This is a genomic window from Streptomyces roseolilacinus (assembly GCF_014649335.1).
Classification (GTDB): Bacteria; Actinomycetota; Actinomycetes; order Streptomycetales; family Streptomycetaceae; genus Streptomyces; species Streptomyces roseolilacinus.
The window spans coordinates 208,650-230,378 of sequence record NZ_BMSV01000012.1; the positions used below are offsets into that span (position 1 = coordinate 208,650).

21 protein-coding genes are annotated in these 21,729 nt (G+C 76.3%); 7 read left to right on the forward strand and 14 right to left on the reverse strand.

Annotated features, from left to right (window positions below; all coding sequences use genetic code 11):
- The first annotated feature begins 101 nt into the window (after positions 1-101).
- The gene (locus tag IE106_RS26070; protein WP_506004946.1) at positions 102-1,340 is read left to right on the forward strand and encodes a geranylgeranyl reductase family protein; all 1,239 of its coding nucleotides are present in this window, start codon (positions 102-104) and stop codon (positions 1,338-1,340) included.
- Between the two features lie 447 nt (positions 1,341-1,787).
- Here IE106_RS26070 and IE106_RS26075 read toward each other — a convergent pair whose 3' ends face one another.
- The 5 genes from IE106_RS26075 to IE106_RS26090 all read right to left on the reverse strand — a co-directional run bounded on the left by IE106_RS26075 (position 1,788) and on the right by IE106_RS26090 (position 5,738).
- Positions 1,788-2,540, reverse strand: coding sequence for a maleylpyruvate isomerase family mycothiol-dependent enzyme (locus tag IE106_RS26075; RefSeq protein WP_189537664.1), 753 nt, complete (start codon positions 2,538-2,540; stop codon positions 1,788-1,790).
- A gap of 29 nt (positions 2,541-2,569) precedes the next feature.
- A complete protein-coding gene (locus IE106_RS26080) occupies positions 2,570-2,935 on the reverse strand; it encodes an SCO4225 family membrane protein (RefSeq protein WP_189537665.1) in 366 nt (121 codons plus the stop codon).
- Positions 2,936-3,004: 69 nt separating this feature from the next.
- Positions 3,005-4,234 (reverse strand): MFS transporter, encoded by a 1,230-nt coding sequence (locus tag IE106_RS26085; RefSeq protein ID WP_189537666.1) that lies wholly within the window; start codon positions 4,232-4,234, stop codon positions 3,005-3,007.
- 417 nt (positions 4,235-4,651) lie between these two features.
- The gene (locus tag IE106_RS30520) at positions 4,652-5,038 is read right to left on the reverse strand and encodes a hypothetical protein (protein ID WP_229840773.1); all 387 of its coding nucleotides are present in this window, start codon (positions 5,036-5,038) and stop codon (positions 4,652-4,654) included.
- A gap of 25 nt (positions 5,039-5,063) precedes the next feature.
- A complete protein-coding gene (locus tag IE106_RS26090; protein ID WP_189537667.1) occupies positions 5,064-5,738 on the reverse strand; it encodes an HhH-GDP family DNA glycosylase in 675 nt (224 codons plus the stop codon).
- A gap of 142 nt (positions 5,739-5,880) precedes the next feature.
- Here IE106_RS26090 and IE106_RS26095 point away from each other — a divergent pair, with 142 nt between their 5' ends.
- Both IE106_RS26095 and IE106_RS26100 read left to right on the forward strand, forming a co-directional pair.
- Positions 5,881-7,110, forward strand: coding sequence for an ROK family protein (locus tag IE106_RS26095; RefSeq protein ID WP_189537668.1), 1,230 nt, complete (start codon positions 5,881-5,883; stop codon positions 7,108-7,110).
- Positions 7,111-7,376: 266 nt separating this feature from the next.
- On the forward strand, positions 7,377-8,141 hold the full coding sequence (locus tag IE106_RS26100; RefSeq protein WP_189537669.1) for a cyclopropane-fatty-acyl-phospholipid synthase family protein: 765 nt from the start codon (positions 7,377-7,379) through the stop codon (positions 8,139-8,141).
- A 7-nt stretch (positions 8,142-8,148) separates the two neighbouring features.
- Here IE106_RS26100 and IE106_RS26105 read toward each other — a convergent pair whose 3' ends face one another.
- A complete protein-coding gene (locus tag IE106_RS26105; RefSeq protein ID WP_189537670.1) occupies positions 8,149-8,733 on the reverse strand; it encodes a DUF4865 family protein in 585 nt (194 codons plus the stop codon).
- Complete coding sequence (locus IE106_RS26110; RefSeq protein WP_229840774.1) at positions 8,733-9,299, reverse strand: TetR/AcrR family transcriptional regulator; 567 nt, start codon at positions 9,297-9,299, stop codon at positions 8,733-8,735. Before IE106_RS26110 ends, IE106_RS26105 begins: the two co-directional genes overlap by 1 nt.
- A 34-nt stretch (positions 9,300-9,333) precedes the next feature.
- Between IE106_RS26110 and IE106_RS26115 the strand changes: the two genes are divergently transcribed.
- A complete protein-coding gene (locus IE106_RS26115) occupies positions 9,334-9,558 on the forward strand; it encodes a hypothetical protein (RefSeq protein WP_229840775.1) in 225 nt (74 codons plus the stop codon).
- Positions 9,559-9,631: 73 nt separating this feature from the next.
- Here IE106_RS26115 and IE106_RS26120 read toward each other — a convergent pair whose 3' ends face one another.
- Both IE106_RS26120 and IE106_RS26125 read right to left on the reverse strand, forming a co-directional pair.
- On the reverse strand, positions 9,632-10,192 hold the full coding sequence (locus tag IE106_RS26120; RefSeq protein WP_189537673.1) for an ATP-binding protein: 561 nt from the start codon (positions 10,190-10,192) through the stop codon (positions 9,632-9,634).
- Positions 10,193-10,364: 172 nt separating this feature from the next.
- Positions 10,365-10,685 carry a hypothetical protein gene (locus IE106_RS26125; RefSeq protein ID WP_189537674.1) on the reverse strand — a complete coding sequence of 107 codons (321 nt, stop codon included), beginning with the start codon at positions 10,683-10,685 and terminating at the stop codon, positions 10,365-10,367.
- Positions 10,686-10,892: 207 nt separating this feature from the next.
- Here IE106_RS26125 and cds1 point away from each other — a divergent pair, with 207 nt between their 5' ends.
- Entirely contained in the window at positions 10,893-12,059 is a 1,167-nt protein-coding gene (gene cds1 / locus IE106_RS26130) for an L-cysteine desulfhydrase Cds1 (protein WP_189537675.1), read from the forward strand.
- A gap of 39 nt (positions 12,060-12,098) precedes the next feature.
- On the opposite strand, the gene IE106_RS26135 is transcribed toward cds1, so the two are convergent.
- Both IE106_RS26135 and IE106_RS26140 read right to left on the reverse strand, forming a co-directional pair.
- The gene (locus IE106_RS26135; protein WP_189537676.1) at positions 12,099-12,584 is read right to left on the reverse strand and encodes an SRPBCC family protein; all 486 of its coding nucleotides are present in this window, start codon (positions 12,582-12,584) and stop codon (positions 12,099-12,101) included.
- Complete coding sequence (locus tag IE106_RS26140) at positions 12,581-13,456, reverse strand: DeoR/GlpR family DNA-binding transcription regulator (RefSeq protein ID WP_189537677.1); 876 nt, start codon at positions 13,454-13,456, stop codon at positions 12,581-12,583. Before IE106_RS26140 ends, IE106_RS26135 begins: the two co-directional genes overlap by 4 nt.
- A gap of 208 nt (positions 13,457-13,664) precedes the next feature.
- On the opposite strand from IE106_RS26140, the gene IE106_RS26145 reads away from it, so the two are divergent.
- A complete protein-coding gene (locus tag IE106_RS26145) occupies positions 13,665-16,040 on the forward strand; it encodes a hypothetical protein (RefSeq protein ID WP_189537678.1) in 2,376 nt (791 codons plus the stop codon).
- Here IE106_RS26145 and IE106_RS26150 read toward each other — a convergent pair.
- From IE106_RS26150 to IE106_RS26160, 3 genes are all read right to left on the reverse strand, one after another.
- Positions 16,010-18,451 carry a right-handed parallel beta-helix repeat-containing protein gene (locus tag IE106_RS26150; RefSeq protein ID WP_189537679.1) on the reverse strand — a complete coding sequence of 814 codons (2,442 nt, stop codon included), beginning with the start codon at positions 18,449-18,451 and terminating at the stop codon, positions 16,010-16,012. The two genes, IE106_RS26145 and IE106_RS26150, sit on opposite strands and share 31 nt — an antisense overlap.
- Before the next feature lie 162 nt (positions 18,452-18,613).
- Complete coding sequence (locus tag IE106_RS26155) at positions 18,614-19,474, reverse strand: MOSC domain-containing protein (RefSeq protein WP_229840776.1); 861 nt, start codon at positions 19,472-19,474, stop codon at positions 18,614-18,616.
- Positions 19,475-19,563: 89 nt separating this feature from the next.
- The gene (locus IE106_RS26160) at positions 19,564-20,127 is read right to left on the reverse strand and encodes a DUF6643 family protein (protein ID WP_189537680.1); all 564 of its coding nucleotides are present in this window, start codon (positions 20,125-20,127) and stop codon (positions 19,564-19,566) included.
- Positions 20,128-20,379: 252 nt separating this feature from the next.
- On the opposite strand from IE106_RS26160, the gene IE106_RS26165 reads away from it, so the two are divergent.
- Positions 20,380-21,714, forward strand: coding sequence for a TerD family protein (locus IE106_RS26165; protein WP_189537708.1), 1,335 nt, complete (start codon positions 20,380-20,382; stop codon positions 21,712-21,714).
- The last annotated feature ends 15 nt before the right edge of the window (positions 21,715-21,729 follow it).

Here is a 21,729-nt window from a genome sequence, read left to right on the forward strand (position 1 = left end):
GAACGCAGGTCCGATCCTCGCACAGGAGGCTCGGGGCGGAGCCCCGTAGGATGCGGACGAGAGCGTGGATCACGGGTCGGGACCGGGAGCGGAAGCACATCGTGAGCAGCGAGAACGTGTGGGATGTCGTCGTGGTCGGCGCGGGGCCGGCCGGAGCGTCCGCGGCCTACGCCGCGGCAGTCGCGGGCCGCCGCGTGCTGCTCCTGGAGAAAGCGGAACTGCCCCGGTACAAGACGTGCGGCGGCGGCATCATCGGCCCGTCGCGGGACGCGCTGCCCCCCGGCTTCGAACTGCCGCTGCGGGACCGGGTGCACGCCGTGACGTTCTCCCTGAACGGCCGCTTCGCCCGTACCCGCCGCTCGAAGCGGATGCTGTTCGGGCTGATCAACCGGCCCGAGTTCGACGCCGGACTGGTGGAGCACGCCCGCCGGGCCGGCGCCCTGGTGCGCACGGGCGCGGCCGTCACGCGGGTCGAGCAGCACGGCGCCGCGGTACCGGACCGGCGTACCGTCGCGGTCGTCCTCGCCGACGGCGAGACGGTGCTGGCGCGGGCGGTGGTCGGCGCGGACGGCAGCGCCAGCCGGATAGGGGCGCACGTCGGGGTCAAGACCGACCAGGTCGACCTCGGCCTGGAGGCGGAGATCCCGGTGCCGCAGGCCGTGGCGGAGGACTGGGCGGGGCGGGTCCTCATCGACTGGGGGCCGATGCCGGGCAGTTACGGCTGGGTGTTCCCCAAGGGCGACACGCTGACGGTCGGCGTCATCTCCGCGCGCGGGGAGGGCGCCGCGACCAAGCGGTACCTGGACGACTTCGTGGCCCGGCTGGGCCTCGCCGGCTTCGAGCCGGCCGTCTCCTCCGGGCACCTGACGCGCTGCCGCAGCGAGGACTCGCCGCTCTCCCGCGGCCGGGTCATCGTCTGCGGGGACGCGGCCGGGCTGCTGGAGCCCTGGACGCGTGAGGGCATCTCCTTCGCGCTGCGGTCCGGCCGGCTCGCGGGGGAGTGGGCGGTGCGGATCGCCGAGGCGCACGACGCGGTCGAGGCGCGCCGCCAGGCGCTGAACTACGCCTTCGCGATCAAGGCCGGGCTGGGGGTCGAGATGGCGGTCGGGCGGCGGATGCTCGCCGCGTTCGCGCGGCGCCCGGGGCTGCTGCACGCCGCGATCACCGGACTGCGCCCGGCGTGGCGGGCGTTCACCGACATCACGCGGGGCGCGACGACACTGGCCGGCATCGTCCGGACGAACACCGTCGCGCGCCGCGCCCTGGAGGCGCTGGACCGCCGCGGGCGGACGGAGCCGCAGGAGCGGGAGCCGGAGCCGGCCGTGCGGGAGCAGCCGTAGCGGTGGCGGGGGCCGGTCGCGCGGGAGCAGCCGCGGCGGGGGTCGACCGCGCGGAACAGCCGTGGCCGGAGCCGGCCGTGCGGGAACGGCCGCGGCGGGAGCCGGAGGACCGGACCACCGGGGCGGGCGGCGCCGGCCGGGGCGGGCGGTGCCGGTGCCGGGCCCGGTACGTCCAGGCCGGGAAGCCACCGGTCCGTACGGCGCGGGAAGTGGCCGCGACCACCACGTCCGGCTGACGCCGGAGCGCGCCCCGACGGCGGCTTCCGGATACGGGCCGTACCGCCGCTCGCCGGCAGGGGCCCGTGATCCGCGTCCTGCTCGCCGACGACCGGGCCCTCGTACGGGCCGGGTTCCGCGCCCGGCCCGTCGTCCTCGCCTACGAGCCGGGCCCGGTCCGCCCGGGCCGGCTCGGCTGACCCACCGCGGCCCCGTGCCCGGCGCGCCGCGTCACCACGTCACCGCCGAGGTCTCCCGCCACAGCAGGGCCAGGCGGTCGTCGCCCGCGACCGTGACGGCGGGCGAGCCGGCGGGCAGGCGGTTCCACAGGGAGAGGTACAGGGCCTCGGCGGGGCCCGTCAGCTCGCAGTCGGCCGGGCCGTCGGCCGTGCGGGTGGTACGGGGCGCGTCGGCGGACAGCAGGACCGTCCACACGTCGCCGGTGTCCGTCGCGCGGACCCGGAGCGTGCCGGGCCGGTCCGCGCGGACACGGCTGGTGGCCCGGCCGTGGAAGCCGCGCAGCAGCTCGTCGACCCCGTCGGCGGCCAGCTCCGGCCCGACCGGTGACCGGCCGGCCACCAGGCCGAGCGCCGACTCGGCGTCCACGCGGTGCACGGTCGTCTCGTGCGCCTGGCGGCGGGCCCAGAACGCCAGGGGGGACGGGGCGGGCAGGAACGTCCAGCACTCCAGGGCGTCCGGCGCCTCGGTCAGCGCCGTGACGAGCCGGTCGTGGCCCTCGCGGTACCAGTCCAGCAGCGGGGCGCCGTCGAGGTCGGGTTCGCCGCCCCCGGGGCGGTACGACGTGTGCCCCTCGGCGACGAACGCGGTCGCCCAGCGGTGCACCATGCCGATGTGCCGCAGCAGGTGCCGCACCTCCCAGCCGGGGCAGGTGCGGACCTCCGCGTGGGAACCGGCCAGTTCGGCGGCGTCGGCCAGCAACTGGCCTTCGCGGACGAGGTGCTTGATGTGCTCGGCAGTGTCCATGTCGGAATTCTGCCATCGCGCTCCGGCACTCAACCGCCGTGCGTGCGCGGCTCGTGGCGCCGCGCGCGGGTCGCCATCCGGGCGAGCGCGCCGACCCCGAGGGACTGGACGAGCACCGACACGGCGAACGCCGCCCAGAAGAACCCCGCCGACCCGAGCAGGGCGTCACCGCCGAGCGTCCCGCCGGCCAACACGACCGGCATGGTCGGCGAGGCCACCGCGATGAGCCCGACGGCGGCGAAGGACGCGTCCTCGTGGTCGGTGAACCACAGGTCGTGGACGACCAGCGCGGTCACCACGGCGACGATCGCCAGGTACGCGCCGGAGGCGACGTTGCCGAAGGCCAGCCGGACGAGGCCGCGCGGAGAGGTACCGGACGGGCCGATGGGCTTCATGGGGTGCTCCCTTGGTCGGAGGGGAGCCCCCATCGTGTGCCGCGGGCGCCGGCGGGCGCCTGAGTACGGCTACTCAGAGGCCCTGGTGACCGTGGCGTTGCGGGCGCGGTGGCCGATGACCGCCGCGGCGGCGGACAGCAGCGCGACCGTCGTCAGCGCGGCCGGCAGCGAGAACCAGTCCGCGAGGAACCCGATCACGGGCGGGCCCAGCAGCATGCCGCCGTAGCCCAGCGTCGACGCGGCCGCCACCCCGGCGGGCCCGGCCAGGGCGCCCGCCCTGTCCACCGCCACCGGGAAGATGTTCGCCAGGCCCAGGCCGGTCACGGCGAACCCGAGGAGCGCCGCCCACACCGTGGGGGCCAGCGCGCCCAGCAGCATGCCCGCCGCGGCCACCGCGCCGCCCGCGACGAGCGTCCGGGTCTGGCCGAGCCGCTCCAGCATCGCCGTACCGGAGAGCCGCCCGGCGGTCATGGTCAGCGCGAACAGGGAGTACCCCGCGGCCGCGACACCGGGGTGGGCGTGCAGGTCCTGCGTCAGGTGCAGGGCGCCCCAGTCGGCCAGGGCCCCCTCGCCGTACGCGGTGCACAGGGCGATCACGCCGAACAGGGTGACCAGGCGGCGCGATCGGCCGTCCATCCGCCGCCCGGGGACGGGCGCGGCGGGCAGGGCCTCGGGCGGCGCGGGGGAGGGGTGGCGCAGCAGTACGGGGCCGGCGACGGCCGTCAGGAGCAGGCCGACGACGGTGAGCCCGAGCAGGTGCGCGGCGGGCGAGAGGCCGCTCGCCACGAGGCCGCCGATCCCGGCGCCGACCATGCCGCCCAGGCTGAACGCGGCGTGGAAGCCGGGCATCACGGGCCGCCGCAGCGCGGCGACCAGCTCGACGGCGGCGCTGTTCATCGCGACGTTGATCGCGCCGTAGGCGGTGCCGAAGACCAGCAGGACGAGGCCGAGCGCGAGCACCGAGTGGGTGAGCGCCGGCAGTGCGATGCTCAGCGACAGCAGGACGGCGGCGCCGACGGTGACGGCGTGGCTGCCGAAGCGGTGGCACAGCCGCCCGGTGAGGGTCATGGTGACGACGGCCCCGGCGGAGACCCCGAGCAGGGCGAGTCCGAGGTCGCTCGCCGAGGAGCCGGTCTGCTGCTTGATCGCGGGGATGCGGACGACCCAGCCGGCGAAGAGGAACCCGTCGAGGGCGAAGAAGAGGGTGACGGCGGTACGGAGGCGGGACAGGGAGGGGGCGGCGGGGTCCTTGCCGACGGCCTCCCGGGGGGTGGAGGTGAGTTTGTTTAGTAGCGGCACAAAGTCAGGATAGGGGCCTGCGGCCCCTCACCACAAACCACGGTGCGCGCGCTCTTTTTTCAGGGCTCGGTTCGGCTCCGGGGCGCCTGGTGCGACCGCCGACGGTCGACCGTGCTCGGTCCCGCCTCTTCTTCAGGGCTCGGTTCGGCTCCGGGGCGCCTGGTGCGACCGCCGACGGTCGACCGTGCTCGGTCCCGCTTCTTCTTCAGGGCTCGGTTCGGCTCCGGGGCGCCTGGTGCGACCGTCGACGGTCGACCGTGCTCGGTCCCTCCTTCGTCGGGACCTGCGCGCGCTCTCCCTTTCGGCGGCCGCGCGCCCCTTCGCCTCACTCGCCGGGGGTCTGGAGCCCGAGTCGGGTGTGCGCCCCCGCCTCACTCGCCGGGGGTCTGGAGCCCGAGTCGGGTGTGCGCCCCCGCCTCACTCGCCGGGCCAGGACGGGCGCCGCTCGCACGCTCCGGTCGCCCTTCGTCCTGCCCCCGGGTGGTCCGGGGTGCCGTGGGGTGGCGGGCTCGGTGGCTGGGGCGGCGTGGCCGGTGACACCGGCGGACCGCCCGCCGCGTGGCCCGCCTGCTCCGGGTGGAACGCCGAGGGGCCGCCCCCGGTCGGTTCGGCCCCTTCGTCCGGTCGGTGCCTGCGGGACGTGGGCAGCCGGACGACCCGCGTGCGGTCGGCGTGTCGGTGCTCGTACCGCAGCGGCCGGTCCGGCTCGCCGGCCTGGAGCGGCCTGGTGCGTGACCCCGACGCGCCGACGGGCGGATGGTCGAAGTCGGGCAGCGGCAGTCCGCCGCGGTCGCGGGTGGTCATCCGGATCCCCCGGGGACGTGACCGGTCACGCCCGGGTGGCACGGCGCGCGTGGGCTTCCTCGACGTCCTCCACCACATGGCGGTCGAGCGCGGCGCGGACCAACGCCGCCGCCAGCGACGGCAGTTCCTCCCTGCCCACCAGCCGGTCCAGCTCCGCCGGGTCGGCCGGCAGCCCCAGGCGGCGCGCCCCGTCCAGCGTCTTGCCGTCCAGGTACGGCGCCGTCGCGGGCCACACCCCCTGCACCTCGCGCAGGAAGACGTCCGCGCCGACCGGGCCGATGCCCGGCACCTCGCGCAGCAGCTCCCGCAGCCGCCCCGGTTCGCCCCCGGCCTCCTCGCGCAGCCGCCGCAGATCACCGCGGTACCGGTCGAGTACGAACTCCGCCGCCCGGCCGAGCTGGGTCGACGTCCGCTCGTCGTAGCGCCGGTAGCCGCCCCGGCCGAGGGCGTCCACCCGCTGCTGCCAGGTGGCGTCCCGCATGCGCCGCGCGTCCCGCATCCCGGCGTCGAACAGGGCCCGGGCCGCCGCCACCGCCGTCGCCGCGCGGATGCGGGCGCTCAGCAGGTGGGCGAGCACCAGCAGCTCGTACAGCGGCTGCGGCGTGTCCCTCAGCCGGATGCCCGCCTCCTCGGCGTACGTCCGGCCGTGTTCGGCGAGCAGGTCCCGTACCGTCGCCCGCTCGTCGCCGGAGAGTGCCATGGGGGCCTCCTCGACCCGGTCCCGCCCGTTCGCGCGGAGGGCGCGGCCTCCCGCGCCACCGCTGCCCGCAGTACCCGTCGCAGGGCGGCCGAAACAGCCCACCGGGGCGGCCGGCGTGCCGGATCATGGGAGACTCGCCCCCATGAACGGCAAGGCGACGACGACCCGGACACGGCTCGACAGGGGCCGCAGCGCCCTCGGCCCGGCGCTGGAACTGGTGCACACGGGCCGGGCTCCGACCCGTGCCGTCCTCACCGCCGAACTGGGCGTCACCCGGGCCACCGCGGGCGCCGTCGCCGCCGAACTGGAGGCCCTCGGTCTGATCCGCGTCGACTCGCGCCCCGCCGCCGCCGGCTCCCAGGGCCGGCCCTCCCACCGGCTGACCGTCGACGAGAACGGCCCCGTCGCCCTCGCCGCTCAGGTCCACGCCGACGGGTTCCGCGCCGCCCTCGTCGGCCTGGGCGGCCGGATCGTGGCGACCGCGCCCGGCTGCGTGGAGGTCACCGCCGACCCCGCGCAGGTCCTGGCCGCCGTCGTCGAGGCGGGCGCGGGGCTGCTGCGCGACAGCGGCCGCCGCTGCGTGGGCGCCGGACTCGCCGTACCGTCCGCGGTCGCCGAGCCGGAGGGCACCGCCCTCAACCCGCTGCACCTCGCCTGGCCCGCCGGCGCGCCCGTACGGGACGTCTTCGCCGACCTCGTCCACGCCGCCGGCATCGACGGCCCCGCCCTCACCGGCAACGACGTCAACCTCGCCGCGCTGGCCGAGCACCGGCACGGCGCCGGCCGCGGCGCCCAGCACCTGCTGTGCGTCGCCACCGGCCACCGCGGCGTCGGCGGCGCCCTCGTCCTCGACGGGCGGCTGCACACCGGCAGCTCCGGCCTCGCCCTGGAGGTCGGCCACCTCACCGTCAACCCGGCGGGCCGCCCCTGCCACTGCGGGAGCCGCGGCTGCCTCGACGTCGAGACCGACCCGCTGGCCTTCCTCACCGCCGCCGGCCGCGTACCGGGCCCCGAGGTGTCCCTGCTCCAGCAGTGCCGCGACCTGCTCCGCGACGAGCCCGGCGACCCGGGGGTGCGGGTGGCCGTCGAGGAGCTCGTCGACCGGCTCGGGCTGGGTCTCGCCGGCCTGGTGAACATCCTCAACCCGGACCGGATCATCCTGGGCGGCCTCCACCGCGAACTGCTCGCCGCCGACCCCGAACGGCTCCGGGCCGTCGTCGCCGACCGCAGCCTGTGGGGGCGCAGCGGTGGCGTCCCCATCCTCGGCTGCACCCTGGACCACAACAGCCTCGCGGGCGCCGCCGAACTGGCGTGGCAGCCCGTCCTCGACGACCCGCTCGCCGCACTCGGCAGGCCCCTCGCCCACGGCTGAGCCGACGTGTGCCGGGAAGCCGTGCGGCGAGAGGCCGTGTGACGAGAGGCCGTGCGGCGAAGGGGTCGTGCGGCGAAGGGGTCGTACGGCGAGGGTCGTGCGGTGGTGCGCCGGGCGGCGGCCAGGGAGTCGACGCACCGCAGGGCAAGGCGCCGTGCGGTGGAGCGCTCTCCGGCCGGGACGCCGTGCGGTCCGGAGGCCGCCCGCCGGGTCGTGGTCGAAAAATCCCGCCCCGGTGGGCCATTCGGGACGTAGGGTCCCGGATCGTGACCGGAACCGATCTCCCACCCCGCCTCGCCCACCTCACCTTCCACGGACCGCTGTCCGAGGACCGCGCCCGGCGGCTCGTCGCCTCCCTGGCCGCCGCCCGGCCCGCCACGGTCCTGGACATCGGCTGCGGCTGGGGCGAGCTGCTGCTGCGCGTCCTCGACGCCGTGCCCGGCGCGACCGGCGTCGGCGTCGACACCAACGGCGAGGACCTGGCCCGCGGACGGGGCATCGCCGAGGAGCGCGGCCTCGCCGAACGCGTCCGCTTCCTGGAGGAGTCCGCCCTGGGGACGACGCGCGGCCCGGCCGACCTCGTCCTGTGCCTGGGCGCCGGCCAGGCGCTCTGCGCCCCGGAGGGCCCGTACGACGTGGCGGCGGTCCTGCGCGAACTGCGGCGCCTGGTGGCACCGGGCGGCCGGGTCCTCCTCGGCGAGGGCTTCTGGGAGCGCGTTCCCGCGCCGGAGGAACTGGCCCGGATGTGGCCGGGCGCCCACGAGGGCGACCACCCGCTGCTCGGCGCGCTCGTCGACGAGGCCGTCGAGGCGGGCTTCCGGCCCGCCTGGATCGAGACGGCGGACCGGGACGAGTGGGAGCGGTTCGAGTCGGGCTACCGCCAGGGCGTGGAGCTGTGGCTCGCGGGCCACCCCGACCACCCGGCCGCCGCCGAGACCCGTGCCCGCGTCGACCGGCAGCGCGCCTCCTGGCTCAACGGCTACCGCGACGTCCTCGGCATGGCGTACCTGACCCTCGTCCCGGTCGGCTGACGCCCGCTCAGTCCCAGTGCCGGCCGCGCCGCAGCGCCGCGCGGCCGGGCTGGGACAGGTGCAGCACCCGGAACACGTCCCCCGCCCCCTCCGGTGCCGGGCCCGCCCACAGGGCGAACGCCAGCAGCTCCCAGTGGCGCGGGTCGACCGCCACCGCGGCCGCCACGAGCCCGTCCTCCCGCAGGAGCCGCCCGTGCGCCTCCACCGCCCGCCCCACCGCGTCGGCGGGCCGCTCGTCCTCGCCGATCCGCTCGCGCCGCCGCACCGCGTACCGGGGCACCGCACCGGCCGCCGGCCCCTCGCCGTACGCGGCGCCCGCCCAGTGCCGCACCTCGGGCCGCCCGAAGTCGTCGACGATCCCCTGGAAGCCGGGGCCCCACAGGAAGGCGTTCATGCCCTCGGGCGCGGTCCACAGGTAGAACGGCGCGTACTGGTTCACCGGCGCGCCCGCCGACCGCTCCCGCACCAGGTACGCCTTGAGGCCGAGCCCCGCGAAGTCGTCCAGCAGGTGGCCGCGGGTCGCCACCCGGTGGTGGACGACGCCCATGTCGTAGTCGGCGGGGAGGGTGATCTCGTACTGCATCGCGTGCATCAGGCCGCCCTCCGCCCCGCGAGCAGGGCCAGCAGTCCGTCGACCGCCGCGCCGAACGCGGCCGCCGACCCCGACGCGCGGGCGAGGACGTAGCCGCCCTGCACCGTCGCCACGACCGCCGCGGCCGTGCGCTCCGGGTCCAGGGACCGGTCGAACTCGCCGCTCGCCACGCCCTCCCGGAGGATTCCGGCGAGCCGCCCGCGCAGCCAGTCCAGGGTCTCGTCGACCGGTGCGCGCAGCGCGCCGTCGGCGATGACGTCCGGGTCCATCGTCAGCCGCCCCACCGGGCAGCCCCGCAGCACGTCGCGCTCGCGCCGCAGGTACGCCTCCACGCGCGCGTATGCCGTGCCCTCCCCGCCCAGGACCCGCTCGGCGGCGGCGCGCATCTCCTCGGCGGTGCGGCGGATGGCGGCCAGCGCCAGGTCGGGCTTCCCCGCGAAGTGGTGGTACATGCTGCCCTGGCCGGCGCCCGCCCGCTGCTGGATCGCCTTCGGGCTGGTCCCCGTGTACCCGCGCTCCCACAGCAGCTCGCGCGTGGCATCGACGAGTCGTTCGGAAGTGGTCATGCGGCCACTGTACATACCAGTAGGTACAGAACCCGTGCTCCCCCGTCGTGCGGCCGTCGCCGTCGCGGCCGTCCCGCTGCCGCGCCGCACCGTGCGGCGGGGCGGCCGGGGGCGCTGCGCCACCCGGGTGACGGACGTCCGCCCGGGGACCGTCGCCCTGTCCGGGCGGCGGTTCGCGACCGGGGAGACCGGCGAGGAGGAGTACCGGCGACGGCCCCCCGTCCTCGGCGGGCGGTTCGGCGCCGACCCGGCCGGGTGAGCCCCCGGCGGTCCGCGCCTCCCGCGGTCCGTGTTTCCCGCGGTCCGGCCCGTCCCGATGGGACGCCGTCCGGTCAGCCCGCCACGGCCGACCGGACGGCGGCGGCGTGCCCGCGTACCGTCTCCGCCGCCCCCGCGCCGTCCCCGAACGGCACGGGGTCCTTGAACACGCCGCCGCCCACGGCCCCGTACGCCGGAGTCGCCGGGATGCCGAGGGGCGTGGCCGAGGGCGCGGGGAGCGTGAACCACACGACCTTCCCCGAATCGCCCTGCGGGCGGGCGCCCCAGCTCTCGCTCACCGCCTCTATCAACGCGAGGCCGCGTCCCGACGTGGCGAGCGGGTCCGGCCCGTCCTGCAGGTGCACGACGGCGGGGAGTCGCGGGTCGTGGTCGTGGACGGAGACCGTGAGCCGGTCGAGGAGGAACTCGATCTCGACCGTGCAGACCTTGTCCGGCTTGGCGTGCCGGTGCACGTTGGTGAGGAGTTCGGTGACGCCGAGCGCCGCCTTCTCGATGAGGGGATCGAGGTTCCAGTAGCGCAGTTGCGCCGACACGATTCTGCGGACCTGACCGATCCGCGACGGCAGGGCTTGGAGCTCTACCGCGCACTGCCTGCTGCTTGCCTGGCTGATCACGGCTGCGACTCCCCGAAGTAGGTCCGGAAGAAGGCGAGGATCGGATCCAGTGGGTGGCTGGCTCGTGTCCGACGGGCTGGATCACAGCGTCACCGCCGGTTCACCCTGAGTGATGTCAATCCAGCGTGGCCCAGACGTGACCGCTTCGCAACTCGCGGCGGTGGAGGCCCCGTCAGTCCCGCCGCCCGCCCGCCCTGCGCACGGCCTCCAGGAAACGGCCGGTCAGCGCCGGCCCGGTCCCCGGCCGCCGGTCGCGCTGCGCCATGGTCAGCCGGTAGCGGGCGCCGTTGAGCGTCGCGACGGCCGCGTCGCGCGCCGCGAACCACGGCCGGCCCGCCCGCACGCTGCGCACCGGGGCGCTGTCGATCTCCCGGCCGTAGCTGGTCAGCAGGGCCAGCCGGCCGTCCTCGATGCGGACCTCGCCGGCCGTCGTCAAAGAGCGCGGCCACCGCTCGATGCGTACCCCGGTGGCGCTGAATTCGGGTTCAGACATGGTTGCGCCGCCCCCTTCGCACCCGTTCCAGGACGCCCAGTCTGCACGGACGACCCGCGTCCGCACCAGTGCACCTCCCGGACCGCCCTGCAAGGCGGGCCTATGGGGGGTCAAAGTCATTATTTGCCCAGGTGGGGGAGGTATGTTCGGTTGCGGGACCCCCGGGGGGACCGTGGTGCGCAGGACACGGATGACGAGGAGTGACGCGTGACGACCGTTGAGCAGCCCGAGCCGGCCGGACCGGACGCCGGCGCGACCGCGGGGGGCCCCGCGCCCACCGCGACCGCCGACGTCGACCGCAGTGATCCGGCCTACCGGACCTGGCTGAAAGACGCCGTACGAAAGGTGCAGGCGGACGCGAACAGGTCGGCGGACACGCACCTCCTGCGCTTCCCGCTGCCCGAGCGCTGGGGCATCGACCTCTACCTCAAGGACGAGTCGACCCACCCCACCGGCAGCCTCAAGCACCGCCTCGCCCGCTCCCTCTTCCTGTACGGCCTGTGCAACGGCTGGATCCGCCCCGGCAGGCCCGTCATCGAGGCGTCCAGCGGCTCGACCGCGGTCTCCGAGGCGTACTTCGCGAGCCTGATCGGCGTCCCCTTCATCGCCGTCATGCCGCGCACCACCAGCGCCGAGAAGATCCGCCTCATCGAGTTCCACGGCGGCCGCTGCCACTTCGTCGACGACCCGCGCCGCATGTACGAGGAGGCCGCGGCCCTCGCCGCCGACACCGGCGGGCACTACATGGACCAGTTCACCTACGCCGAGCGCGCCACCGACTGGCGCGGCAACAACAACATCGCCGAGTCCATCTACCAGCAACTGCGCCTGGAGCGGTACCCGGAGCCCGCGTGGATCGTCGCCACGGCCGGCACCGGCGGCACGTCCGCGACCATCGCCCGCTACGTCCACTACATGCAGTACGACACCCGCGTCTGCGTGCCCGACCCGGAGAACTCCTGCTTCTTCGAGGGCTGGACGCGCGACGACCCGCACGCCGCCAGCGACTGCGGCTCCCGCATCGAGGGCATCGGCCGGCCCCGCATGGAGCCCAGCTTCGTGCCGGGCGCCATCGACCGCATGATGAAGGTCCCCGACGCCGCGAGCGTCGCCGCCGTGCGCGCCCTGGAGAACGCCATCGGCCGCAAGGCGGGCGGCTCCACCGGCACCGGCCTGTGGAGCGCGCTGAAGATCGTCGCGGAGATGGTGGCGCAGGGCCGCACCGGCAGCGTCGTCACGCTGATCTGCGACCCGGGGGAGCGGTATCTGGACAAGTACTACTCCGACACGTGGCTGACGGAGCAGGGTCTCGACATCGACCCGTACGCGGCGACGCTCGACGAGTTCCTCGCCACCGGCGTCTGGCACGGCTGAGCGCCCGGCCGACGGCCCGTCAGCCCGCCCGACGGGCCGTCACCCGCCCGCGGCCGCCGCCCCGGCGCCGCCCGGACCGCGCCCGCGCAGCAGCCGGTCCAGTTCCCGGCCGAAGACCCGCCGCCCCGCCCGGGCCAGCAGCGGGTCGGCCCACCGGGGCAGCCCGCGCACCCGCAGCTCCTCCACCCACGTCACCCGCGCCCCCGGGCCCTCCGCGCACACCGCGATCTCGGCCCAGCCGCGCACCACCCGCCCGTACTTCTCCAGCCGGCACACCCCCGCCCCCGGCCCTCCCGGACCGGTGCCCGGCGGCTCCCAGCGGACCACCGCCATCGGGTCGTCGAAGCCCAGCGGCCCGATCCCGGTACGCGCCGTGAACCGCGTGCCCGCACCCGGCGGGCCCGGCGTCAGCACCCTCACCCGGGTCAGCGGGACCCCCACGGCGTGCGCCTGCCAGTCGGTGACCCGCCGCCACGCCTCGGCCGGCGGCAGCCCCGTGCGCCGCTCGATGCGGAAGACGCTCACGCCCCGTCCCGCCGCCGCTCGTCCGCCGGCCCGGCCGCGCCCGCCAGGCCCGCCTCCCGGCCCGCGACGACCAGACCCGGCAGGTGCTCCGCCATCGCGGCCCGCACCCCCTCCGACACGCCGGCGTCCGTCACCAGCGTGTCCACCTCCTCCAGCCGGGCGAACGAACTCAACGCGACCTTGCCCCACTTGGTGTGGTCCGCGACGACGACCACCCGCCGCGCCGACCGGATCAGCCGCCGGTTCGTCTCCGCCTCCGCCAGGTTCGGCGTGGACAGCCCCGCCTCCACCGACACCCCGTGCACCCCGAGGAACAGCACGTCGAAGTGGAGCATCCCGATCGCCTGGTCCGCCACCGGGCCCACCAGCGCGTCCGACGGCGTGCGCACCCCGCCCGTCAGCACCACCGTCGCCGCTCCCGGCCGCGGCCCGCCGCCCGGCTCCGGGGCCGGCGCGGAGTGGAACACGTCCGCGACCCGCACCGAGTTCGTCACCACCGTCAGGTCCGGCACGTCCAGCAGCCACCGCGCCACCGCGTACGTCGTCGTGCCCCCGGACAGGGCGATCGCGCTGCCCGGCGCCGCCATCGCCGCCGCCACCCGCGCGATGTCCTCCTTCGCGCCCGGCTCCAGCGCCGACTTCGCCTCGAAGCCCGGCTCGTGCGTCCGCGCCTCCGCGACCGGCACCGCGCCGCCGTGCACCTTCTCGACCACGCCCTGCCGTGCCAGCGCGTCCAGGTCGCGGCGCACCGTCATGTCCGAGACGTTGAGCCGGCGGGTGAGCTCGTTGACCCGCACCCCGCCGCGCCGCCTCACCTCGTCGAGGATCAAGGCGCGCCGCTGCTCCGCGAGGAGGTTCTGGTTGTCGCTCACCGCAGGGGCCGGTCCTTCCGTGGTCGTGGGTCCGTACGTCATGGGTCCGCCGTTCGCGCAGGTGGCCGAGCAGGCACATCCTGCCACGCGCTTCATGTGGGGGGACCGCGGGGAGATTACGGGAGAGCCGTGCGGCACCCCGCCCCGACCGGCCGGGCCGGCCGCGTCGCCCCGCCGCCCACCCCTGCCGCAGAGAGCGAGCACCGAAGTGTCCCCAGCCACACCCGAACCCGCGCCGGAGCCGCGCGGCCCCGGCCCCGCACTCGAACTCCTCGTACACGGCGTCGGGGGCACGACCCCCGACGACATGCTCGACGAGCCCCGCACCGTCCGCGTCACCGGCGACGACACCGCCGCCGTGTACCGGCGGACCGCCGACTTACGCGCCGAGGACGAGCCCGACCGGTTCCGCGACGGCCCCGTCCCGGAGGCGTACTGCTGGTGCAACCTCACCTCCGGCAACGGCACCCGCGCCCTGTGGCTGCTCCTCCTGCCGTTCATGGTGGTCAACCTGGCCCACTGGATGCGCCCGCCCGCCACCGGGCACGGCCGCTCCGCGCGCCTGTACGGCGTCCTCGTCCGGCTGGTCGCGCTCAGCCTCACCGTGCTCCTCACCGCGGCCGCCTGCGAGGTCGCCCTCGACCTGGCGGCGTGGCAGTGCGCGGGCGCCGCCGCCTGCACCGAGAGCCGCTCCTGGCTGGGCTTCCTCGCCGCGTCGGAGGGCGGCTGGTGGTCCCAGCCCGGCCGCCGCCTGACCGTCGCCGCCGTCGTCCCCACCGCGCTCGTCGCCCTCCTGTGGTACCTGTCCCGCCGCACCTGGACCGCCTACGAGGCGCAGCGTCCGCCGCGCGGCGAGGACGAGCACGACGACCGCCCCGCCCTCGGCCGCCCCGGCTTCTGGTACGGCCGCCGCCTGGTCGCACGGCTCCGTGCCGCGCACACCGCCGCCGGGCTCCTCACCGTCGCCGCCGCCGTCGTGGGCGCCGCCGCCCGCCACGACCGGGACGCCGACGGCACGACGCTCCGCGCGGCCCTCGGCTGGTGCGTCGAGGGCGCCGTCGCCGTCCTCGCCGTCGTCGTGGTCGCCGTCGTCTGCCGGCGGGGCCGCAGCGAGCGCCGCCTCGACGGCCGCCTCGACCGGGCCTTGGTGGCCCGGCTGCCCGCCTCCGCCGCCGCCCTGCTCCTCCTCGCCGCCCTGTACGCCTCCTGGTCCCGGCCCGGCTGGCGGTCCTCCGGCGCCCTCCCCGGCGACGCCACGTTCGGCGTCCTCCTCCTCGGCCAGGGCGTCCTCATCGTGGTCCTCGCCGCCGTCGCGGTACGCCTGCACCGCCGCGCCCCCGACCCGCGCACCGCGCTGCACGGCCTCGCCGGGCCCGCCGTCGCCGTGCTGGCCTGCGCCCTCGGCGGGGTCATGGCGGGCGGCGTCGCCCAGCGCGTCGCCGACTGGCTCGACGGCTCCGGCACGCCCGGCACGGGGGACACCCCGCTCGCCGGGCCGCCCCTGCTGCTCAGCTGGCAGGCCGCCGCCATCCCCGTCCTGCTGTTCCTGCTGCTCGTCCCGACGGTGTTCCTCGTCGTGCGGACCGCGCTCACCGCGCGGGGCCTCGCCCCCGTCGTCGAGGCCGAGTACGCGGGGGAGAAGCCCGACCGGACCCGCACCCGCCGGATCGCCGGCGTGCGCGCCGCCGCCGGACTCACCGACGCCGCGCCCGTCCTCGTCGGGCTGCTCGCCGCCGCCACCCTGCTGCTCGGCGCGGCCGGCATCGCCGGCACCTGGGGGACCGGCACGGTACCGGGGAAGGCGTTCGACGGGGCGCCCGCCTTCCTCGACGCCGCCGCCGAGGGCTGCCAGGCGCTCGGCTCCTGGCTGGTGGGCCTCGGCTTCGTCCTGTTCGTCACCTGGGGCCGCCGCGCCTACCGCGACGCCTCCGCCCGCCGCACCATCGGCATCCTGTGGGACGTCGGCACGTTCTGGCCGCGCGCCGCCCACCCCTTCGCCCCGCCCTGCTACGCCGAGCGCGCCGTACCCGACCTCGCCTGGCGCATGGCGTCCTGGACGGGCCGTACGGGCGGACGCCTCGTCATCTCCGGCCACTCGCAGGGCAGCGTCCTCGCGGCCGCCGCGGTCTGGCAGCTGCCGCACACCACCCGCCGCCGCGTCGCGCTCCTCACCTACGGCTCACCGCTGGAGCGGCTGTACGGGCGGTGGTTCCCCGCCTACTTCGGCCGCGAACCGCTCACCGCCCTCCACCGCGAGGTGCACTGCTGGCGCAACCTGTGGCGGCGCACCGACCCGATCGGCGGCCCCGTCCGGCTGCCCGCCGAGGAGGGCAGGCCGGAGGTCGACCACGCGCCCCTGCGCGACCCCGTCGTCTACGGCCGCACCCACGACCACCCGCTGCCCGAACCGGTCCTCGGCCACGCCGACTACCAGGCCGACCCGGCGTTCGCCCGCGAACGGGCCGCGCTTCTCGACCGGCTGCCCCCCGCCCCGCCCCTCCCGGTGCCCCGGCAGCGCGGCACCGGTTCCGACGACACCGGCGGCGGCGCCCCTCACGGCGGTTCCGGCAGGTCCTCCGGGTAGAGCAGGCTCAGGTCGTCCGTGCTCGCGCTGGCGAGCGCGGCGACCCGGCCCGCGTGCCGCTCCACCATCGACTCGAACGTCTGCCGCGCGGTGCGGCCGTTGCCGAAGGCGGACCCCTTCGGCAGCACCTCGAAGTACCGCAGCAGCGCCTTGGCCGTCCCGTCGGCGAGCCGGTACTCGTGGTCCTCGGCCTGCTGCTCCACGATCCGCAGCAGCTCGTCGGGCGTGTAGTCGGGGAAGCTGATCGTCCGGGAGAAGCGGGACGCCACACCGGGGTTGACGGTGAGGAACCGCTCCATCTCCGCCGTGTACCCGGCGACGATCACCACCACCGCGTCCCGGTGGTCCTCCATCAGCTTCACCAGCGTGTCGATCGCCTCGCGCCCGAAGTCCCGCCCCGAGTCCTCCGGGGACAGCGCGTACGCCTCGTCGATGAACAGCACCCCGCCGCGCGCCCGGTCGAACGCCTCCTGCGTACGGATCGCCGTGGACCCGATGTGCTCCCCGACCAGGTCCACCCGCGACACCTCGACGAGGTGGCCGCGCTCCAGGACGCCGAGGGACGCGAGGATCTCGCCGTACAGCCTCGCCACCGTCGTCTTGCCCGTGCCGGGGTTGCCGGTGAACGCCAGGTGGCGGCGCACGGACGCCGCCTTCAGCCCGGCCTCCTGCCGCCTGCGCCCCACCTCGATCATGTTGGTGAGCGTGCGGACCTCCCGCTTGACGCTCTCCAGCCCGACCAGCGCGTCCAGTTCGCCCAGCACGTCCTGCGAGGCGCGCACCGGCTCCGGGGCGGGCGCCGCGACCGACGCCTGCGCCGGGACCGCGCCGAGCAGCCCGCCGGGAGCGGGCGCCGCCGTCGCGGTCGCCACGGCGGACGCGCCGGCCCCGGCCGGCGACGAGACCGGCCCGGCCGGCGGGGCGGAGCCGACGCGGCCGGCGATGCCGCTCTCGTCGCTGGTGCACCCGTCGGTGACCGGCCCGTCCTCGCCGAACTCGTAGCCCCCGCGCGCGCAGCGCTCCGTCCGGCACCGCCGCAGCGTCGTCCGGCACCCGTCCATCACGTGGAAGCCGTAGCCGCCGCTGCCCGTGACCCGGCAGCCGGTGAACGTGCCGCGGCCCTCCGCCGACACGTAGAAACCGGCCTCCGCGGGCGAGGTGACCGTGCACCGCTCCACCGCCGGGTCGGCGCCCTTGCTGACGATGACCCCGGTCTGCACCCCGTCGAACGCGCACCCGGCGAGCGTGCCGCCGCTGCCGTGGTCGCGGAACCAGGCGCCCGTGGCGGCGTCCCGGATCCGGCAGTCGTCCAGCTGCGCGGTCGCCCCGTCGCTCACGGACACGGCCGTGTTCCGCACCTGCGACAGGTCGCTGTCGACCACGTCGACCCGCGACCCCCGGTCGAGGACGAACAGCGCGTCCGGCACGTCGTGGACGCGGCACGCCTCCAGCACCGCCGTCGCCCCGTCGCTCACCCACACCGCCGGGTAGTCACCCGTGCTGTCGTGGATCTCGCACTGGTTGGCGTCGACGCGGGTGCCGGGGTCCCACACCGACAGCCCGTTGCGCCCGAACCGCCGCACCTTCGAGCGCGTCAGCGTCAGCACCGACCGGGACCGCAGGTCGACCGCGTTCTCCGGCACGTCGTGGATGTCGCAGTCGGACAGCGTCAGCACCGCGTCCGTGTCCAGCGTCACCCCGTCCGCCGACGTGCGGTGCACCACCGAGTCGGTCAGGTGCGCCACGGCCCGCCCGCCGATGCGCACGCCGCTGCCGCGGATCTCGTACACCTCGCAGCCGATCGCCTCCAGGCCGCTGTCCTCCCCGGTCACGGAGAGGCCCGCCCCCGAGGCGTGGTGGATCCGGCACCGCTCGATGCGCGGATGCGCCCCGCCGCTCACCGACATCCCGGCCTGGCCCGCCGCGACGACCTCGCACTCCTCGAACACGCCGCCCGCGCCGTCCAGCACGCCGATGCCGACGCCCGCCGGATTGTCGACCGTGCACCGCCGCACCGTGGGCCGGGCCGCGCCCCGCACCTCCACGCCGACCGCCGAGCGGGTCACGATCCGCAGGTCCAGCAGCTCCGGCGTACCGTCCTCGACGAGCAGCGCGGGCGCCGCCGCGTCCTGCCCCTCCACGTGCAGGTCCCGTACGGTCGCGGAGGCGCGCACGGTCAGCGGCACCCCGTCGGCCGGGGCGATCCGCACGGAGCCCACCGCGCCGTCCGCGCCCCGCAGCGTCACGGCGCGCCGCAGCACCAGGTTCTCCCGGTACGTGCCGGGGGCGACGGTGAGGACGTCGCCGTCCGCCGCTGCCTCCAGGGCCGCGGCGAGGGAGGCGTACTCGCCCGTGCGGCGCCGCCACCGCGACGTGCCGCCGTGCGTGACCTGGACCGTGCCCTGTGCCATGGTGCTGCTCTGCCCCCACCTCGTGCGCTCGCGGCCGCCCGCTCACCGACCGGTGTCCCACCGTAGCGCGCACGGGGGTGCCGGGTTGCCCGCTCGGCCCCGGCGCCGGTGCCGTTCACCCGGCGCGCGCGGCGCCGCCCGACGGACCGTCCGGGGCGGGTGTCACGCGTCGTCGCGGGTGGCGAGGACGCGCACCGGGTCGCCGACGCGCAGGGTTCCCGTCGACTCGGGGACGAGGTTCAGGCCGAAGAGCAGCTTTCCGCCGGATTTGCGGTGCCGCGTCAGCGTGCGCAGCGGCTCCTTGCCCCGGGCGCCGGTGCGCTGGTCGGTGGTGGTCACGACGCAGCGGCTGCACGGCTTGGCGACGCGGAAGGCGACCTCGCCGACGGCGATCCGCGCCCACCGGTCCTCCTCCCAGGCGGTGGTGCCGCCGACGACGAGGTTGGGCCGGAAGCGCGCCATGGGCAGCGGGCCCTCGTCGGCGTGGTCGCCCGCCGCGACGAGCGCGTTGAGGGCGTCGAGGGACGCGGTCGTGGTGACCAGCAGCGGGAAGCCGTCGGCGAAGCTGACGGTCTCGCCCGCGCGCGCGTACGCGGGGTCGACGGGGCGGCGGCGCGCCGGGTCGTCCATGTGCACCAGGCGCACGTCGGCGCCCAGGTGGTCGCTGAACCACGCGTCCGGTTCCGGTCCGGCGGGCACGGCGTCGACCTTCGTGCCGAACACGTCCACGACGACCGTGCCGCCCGCGGGGTCGGGCACGGAGACGGTCAGCGGCGTACGGCCGGGCGCGGACACCCGTACCCCGCCGCCGGGCAGCGGCTCGGCGGAGGCGGGTGCCAGCACGGCGTACTGACGCTGGGTCACCGCCTTGCCGTCCCGGTCGGCGACCATCCAGCGGCGGTCCCCGGCCAGGCCCCACGGCTCCACGACCGCGTGCGCGGGCGCGGAGCCCCCCAGGGCCTTCACGGGGTGGATGTGCAGGGAGCTCAGGGCGGGCTGGGAGATGACCTCGTCACTCGGCATGGGTCCCATCCTGCCAGCGGCTCCGGGCCGGCATCAGGTCGGTTCCCGGTCCCCGTCCGTACCGGTGCCCGCCGTGCCGGCCCCCGTCGTCAGTAGCCGCCCCCCTGGTACGGCCGCCGGTACGGATCGTCGTACGGCGCCGCGGGCGCCGGCACGGGGCGCGGCGCGGCGGGGCGCATCGCCTCGTACCCCGAGGCGACCGGCGCCGCGGGACGCATCGCCTCGTAGCCGGAGGCCACCGGCGCGGCGGGGCGCATCGCCTCGTACCCGGACGCGGCCGGGGCGACGGGGCGCATCGGCTGCGGGCCCTGCGGACCCGGGTAGCCGCGCGGGGCGGTGGCCTGCTGCGGGACGTACGGGGCCGGCGCGTGCTGCATCGGGGCGTGCTGCGGCGCGGGGGCCTGCTGGGGGTAGCCGTAGCCGCCGCCGTAGGAGGGGGCCGGGGGCTGCGGGGAGGGGGCCGCCGGGAGGGCGGGGAGGGCCGCGGGCAGCGCCGGCAGGTACGAGCTGCCGGTGTCGTACGCGGCGGGCACTCGGATCGGGGCGATCTGAGGCGTGCCCCGCTCTGCGACCAGGGAGTCGTAGATCGGGGTGTCCGGGAACGACGGCGCGTGGTAGTACGCACCGCCGTACGAGGCACGGGGGGAGGTCATGGCCCTAAGTTAAGCCCACGATGTGCCGGGTGGAAGGCCGATAAGCGGGTTGTTTGACGCATCTTGTGCGGCTGTGGAACACCAATGTGACGAACCCGGGGAAAACGGTCACCCCCGCGCGTAATGATCGTGTAAAAGCCGAGCTGGCGAGGGGTTACCGACGAGTCTGCCGGGCACGGCGCAACCGGCGGGATTAGCGTGGCCGCCACACGAGACATCCGGGGCTCGGAACGCGAGGGGGGCGGCATGTCCATGCTTAAGGGAGCCAATGTTCCGGTACCGACGCGAAGTCTTCGCGTCGAGTTGGGCTGGAGTTCGGCTCCGGGGGCGCCCGACGTCGACGCCTCGGCCCTCCTGCTCGTGTCGGGGAAGGTGCGCTCCGACGCGGACTTCGTCTTCTACAACCAGGCGGCGCACCCCTCGGGCGCGGTGCGCCACGAGGGGAAGCGGACCTCCGGCGCGTCCGTGACGGACACGCTCACCGTCGACCTGCCGCGCGTCGAGGCCGCGGTGGAGCGCATCGTCCTGGCCGCCTCCGCGGACGGCGGCACGTTCCGCCAGGTGCCGGACCTGTGCGTCAGGGTGCTGGACGCGGCGGACGGCACGGAGGTCGCCCGGTTCGACGGCCGAGACACGACGGTGGAGACCGCCCTCATCATGGGCGAGCTGTACCGGCGGCAGGGCGCCTGGAAGTTCCGCGCGGTGGGGCAGGGGTACGGCACGGGGCTGGAGGGGCTGGCGACGGACTTCGGCATCACGGTCGACGAACCGCAGCAGTCCGGGTCCCCGGCCCGTACCGCGCCCGCCGGGGGTGCCGCGCCCGCCTCCGGCGCCCCGGCGCCGGGGAGGCCGGCGGCCCCCTCGCGTCCGGCGCCGCCCCCCGCTCCGGTGCCGCCCGTTCCCACGCCCGCCCCCGCTCCGGTGCCGCCCGCACCCGCGCCCGCGCCCGTACGGCTGTCGAAGGTGACCCTGACGAAGGACGCCCCCTCCGTGTCGCTCGCCAAGCAGGGCGGCACCTCCGGCGCCCTGCGCGTGAACCTCAACTGGGAGGTGCGCAAGCAGTTCCGGGGCTGGGGCGCCAAGCGCGGCGGCGCCTTCGCCCACCACGCGGACCTCGACCTCGACCTGTGCGCCCTCTTCGAGCTGGAGGACGGCAGCAAGGGCGTCGTCCAGGCGCTCGGCAACACCTTCGGCGCGCTGCACCACCCGCCCTACATCCACCTCGACGGCGACGACCGCACGGGCGCCGTGGACACCGGCGAGAACCTCACCGTCAACCTCGACCACAAGGACGCCTTCCGCCGCATCCTCGTCTTCGTCACCATCTACGAGGGCGCCCGCAGCTTCGCCGACCTGCACGCCACCGTCACGCTCACCCCGTTCCGGGGCGCGCCCATCGAGTTCTGCCTCGACGAGTGCACCGTCCCCTCCACGGTCTGCGCCCTCGCCCTGATCACCCGTCAGGACGGCGACCTCGTCGTCCGGCGCGAGGCCCGCTACCTGGTCCCCGCACGCGGGGTCAGCCCCCAGCGGACCGTGGACCGCGCGTACGGCTGGGGCATGAACTGGACCCCCGGCCGCAAGTGACCGCGCCCCGCGCCC